This is a genomic window from Arthrobacter agilis (assembly GCF_002953615.1).
GTDB classification, from domain to species: Bacteria; Actinomycetota; Actinomycetes; order Actinomycetales; family Micrococcaceae; genus Arthrobacter_D; species Arthrobacter_D agilis_B.
The window spans coordinates 84,771-88,500 of sequence record NZ_CP024915.1; the positions used below are offsets into that span (position 1 = coordinate 84,771).

Below are 3,730 nucleotides of genomic sequence, written 5' to 3' on the forward strand. Positions count from 1 at the left end.
CGTCCGGCCACCTCGGGCGCGACCTCGTTCACCCGGCGGGACGGCCCACGTACTCGGCGAGGTGCCGTCCGGTGAGCGTCGCCCGGGAAGCGACGAGTTCTGCCGGCGTTCCTTCGAAGACCACCTTCCCGCCGTCGTGCCCCGCTCCGGGGCCGATGTCGATGATCCAGTCCGCGTGCGCCATCACCGCCTGATGGTGCTCGATGACGAGAACGGACTTGCCGGCGTCGACCAGGCGGTCCAGCAGGCCCAGCAGATTCTCGACGTCGGCCAGGTGCAGGCCTGCCGTGGGTTCGTCGAGGACCAGGATGCCGCCCTTCTCCCCCATGTGGGTGGCGAGCTTGAGGCGCTGGCGCTCGCCGCCGGACAGCGTGGTCAGGGGCTGGCCGAGGCTCAGGTACCCGAGCCCGACGTCGGAGAGACGGCTGAGGATGGCATGGGCGGCGGGCACCCTGGCCTCGCCGGCCCGGAAGAACTCGGTGGCCTCGGTGACGGGCATCGCCAGGACCTCGCTGATGTCCTTCCCGCCGAGCGTGTACTCGAGCACCTCGGCCAGGAACCGCTTGCCGCCGCAGACCTCGCAGGTGGTCGCGACGCCGGCCATCATGGCGAGGTCCGTGAAGATGACGCCTGCGCCGTTGCAGGTGGGGCAGGCGCCCTCGGAGTTCGCGCTGAACAGGGCCGGCTTGACGCCGTTTGCCTTCGCGAACGCCTTCCGGATGGGCTCCAGCATGCCGGTGTACGTGGCGGGGTTGCTGCGGCGTGAGCCCTTGATGGCCGTCTGGTCCACCGCGACGACGCCGTCCCTGCCGGACACGGAGCCGTGGATCAGTGAGCTCTTGCCCGAGCCCGCCACGCCCGTGATCACGCACAGCACGCCCAGGGGTATGTCGACGTCGACGTCCTGCACGTTGTGCGACGTCGCTCCCCTGATCTCCAGTGCGCCGTGGCGGGCGCGCACGCTCTCCTTGAGCGAGGCGCGGTCGTCGAGGTGCCGGCCCGTGAGCGTCCCGCTGTGGCGCAGGCCCTCGACGGAACCCTCGAAGCAGACCGTGCCGCCGGCGGTCCCGGCGCCCGGACCGAGGTCGACGACGTGGTCGGCGATCTCGATCATCTCCGGCTTGTGCTCGACGACCAGCACGGTGTTGCCCTTGTCCCGCAGGCGCAGGAGCAGGTCGTTCATGCGCTGGATGTCGTGCGGATGCAGGCCGATCGTGGGCTCGTCGAAGACGTAGGTGATGTCGGTGAGCGACGAACCGAGGTGGCGGATCATCTTGGTGCGCTGGGACTCGCCGCCGGAAAGCGTGCCGGACGGGCGGTCGAGGCTGAGGTAGCCGAGCCCGATCTCGACGAACGAGTCGAGGGTCTCCCCCAGCGCCGTCAGGAGTGGCGCCACCGAGGGTTCGTGGAGGTCCCGTACCCAGGCGGCGAGATCGCTGATCTGCAGGGCGCACGCGTCGGCGATGCTGAGCCCGGCGATCTTGGAGGAGCGCGCGGCCTCGCTCAGTCGGGTGCCGGCGCACCCGGGGCAGGTGGTGAACGTGACGGCCCGGTCGACGAAGGCGCGGATGTGCGGCTGCATCGCCTCGCGATCCTTGGACAGCATCGACTTCTGGATCTTGGGTACCAGGCCCTCGTACGTGATGTTGATGCCGTCGACCTTGATCTTGGTCGGTTCCTTGTGGAGCAGGTCCTGCAGCTCACGCTTCGTGAAGTCGCGGATGGGCTTGTCGGCATCGAAGAAGCCGCAGCCGCCGAAGATCCGGCCGTACCACCCGTCCATGCTGTAGCCGGGGATGGTGAGCGCGCCCCCGTTCAGGGACTTCGTGTCGTCGTAGAGCTGGGTGAGGTCCATGTCCGTGACCGAGCCCATGCCTTCGCACCGTGGGCACATGCCGCCGGTGATGGTGAAGCTGCGCCGCTCCTTCACCGTGGTGCCGCCGCGCTCGAGGGTCACCGCGCCGGCACCGCTGATCGAGGCGACGTTGAACGAGAAGGCCTGCGGAGACCCGATCCGGGGGTTCCCCAGCCGGGAGAAGACGATGCGCAGCATCGCATTGACATCGGTGGCGGTACCCACGGTGGACCGGGGATTGGCTCCCATGCGTTCCTGGTCCACGATGATCGCCGTCGTCAGCCCTTCGAGGACGTCGACCTCGGGGCGCGCGAGCGTCGGCATGAAGCCCTGCAGGAAGGCGCTGTAGGTCTCGTTGATCATGCGCTGCGACTCGGCGGCGATGGTGTTGAAGACGAGGGAACTCTTGCCGGAGCCGGAGACGCCCGTGAAGACGGAGAGGCGGCGTTTCGGGATGTCGATCGAGACGTCCCTCAGGTTGTTCTCGCGCGCCCCCTGCACCCGGATGAGGTCGTGCGTGTCGGCTGTGTGGAGCTGGGGCTGCTGGACGTCCGTGGTGGCCGTGGTCATCGTGTCTCCATCGTTCGGGGGCCGCTTCCGCCGGTGGTCTGCCGGGAGCCGCGGCACAGGGGCCAGCCGCGGGCAGCACGTCTGATTGTCCGTCGTCGATGCGGAACCGGCAATGGGGTGGGCACCCGTTGCTGTCCGCGATCGTGCTTTGCTGGTGGGATGAGTACCGATACCTCACGCAACCAGGTCCGGCCCGAGCTCCCGGCCGGAGCCCTCCGCGAGCAGGTCGAGGCCGTCCTGTCGGTGGACCAGCCCCGGATCGTGGCCGCGGGCGACCCGGTGCTGCGCCGGCCGGCGGTCGACGTCGACGGACAGCTCGACGACGACACCCTGGGCCGGCTCATCGCCACGATGCGCCGCGTGATGCACGCCGCGCCCGGAGTGGGTCTCGCCGCCCCGCAGATCGGCATCCCCCTGCGGATCGCAGTCCTCGAGGACGAGGGCGTCCAGGACCCGGTGGTCGCCCAGGCCCGTTCCCGCACCCCCCTGCCGTTCACCGTGCTCATCAATCCCGCCTACGAGGCCGTGGACCACTCCCTGCACGCGTTCTACGAGGGCTGCCTGTCGGTGCCCGGCTACCAGGCGGTCGTCGAGCGCCATGCCCGTATCACGGCCACCTACACGCAGCCGGACGGCGTCACGGTCACCGCCGGGTTCGAGGGCTGGCCCGCGCGCATCGTGCAGCACGAGACGGACCACCTGGACGGCCGGCTCTATCTGGATCGGGCGATCATCCGATCCCTCAGTGCGAACTCGGAGCACGGCCGCTGGGCGCAGCCGACCGTCGACGACGCGCGGCGGGGCCTCGGCTTCTGAGGCCCCGCCGCGCCGCCGCCGGCTACCGCACCGCCATGGCGGGCGGGTTCGCGTTGGTCGGCAGGTACCTGGCCCACCACCTCAGGATGTGGTCGAAACGCTGCCTGCGGTGCCACGGCGATCCCGACCTCGAGAGTTCGTGGGTCTCGCCCGGGAACACCAGCATCTCGGTCTCCACGCCCTGCTTCTTGAGCGCCGTGTAGTACCGCTGCGCCTGTTCGATGGGGCAGCGGAGGTCCTCCTCGGAGTGGATGACGAACGCGGGGGTCCTCACCTGCCCGATCTTCGCGAAGGGGTTCTGTGCCTCGACACGCGCCGGGTCCGTGCCGGTGTATGCCTCCGAAAAGAACCAGCCGATGTCGGAGGACCCGACGAACGACGGCGGATCCAGGTAGCCCCGCTCGACGATCGCCGCCTCGAAGCGGTGGTCGTGCGCGATCGTCCATGCCGTCAGGTACCCGCCGTACGATCCGCCCATCACACCGAGGC

Annotated in this window: 3 protein-coding genes; 1 reads left to right on the top strand and 2 read right to left on the bottom strand. The window is 69.5% G+C overall.

Annotated features, from left to right (window positions below; genetic code table 11):
- Positions 1 to 28 precede the first annotated feature (28 nt).
- A complete protein-coding gene (locus tag CVO76_RS00395) occupies positions 29 to 2,425 on the bottom strand; it encodes an ATP-binding cassette domain-containing protein (RefSeq protein WP_208740295.1) in 2,397 nt (798 codons plus the stop codon).
- Positions 2,426 to 2,584: 159 nt separating this feature from the next.
- Here CVO76_RS00395 and CVO76_RS00400 point away from each other — a divergent pair, with 159 nt between their 5' ends.
- Positions 2,585 to 3,241: a peptide deformylase gene (locus tag CVO76_RS00400; protein WP_208740296.1), complete on the top strand. Its 657-nt coding sequence runs from the start codon at positions 2,585 to 2,587 to the stop codon at positions 3,239 to 3,241.
- A gap of 22 nt (positions 3,242 to 3,263) precedes the next feature.
- Here CVO76_RS00400 and CVO76_RS00405 read toward each other — a convergent pair.
- On the bottom strand, positions 3,264 to 3,730 hold a 467-nt coding region (locus tag CVO76_RS00405; RefSeq protein ID WP_208740297.1), incomplete at its 5' end, for an alpha/beta hydrolase family protein.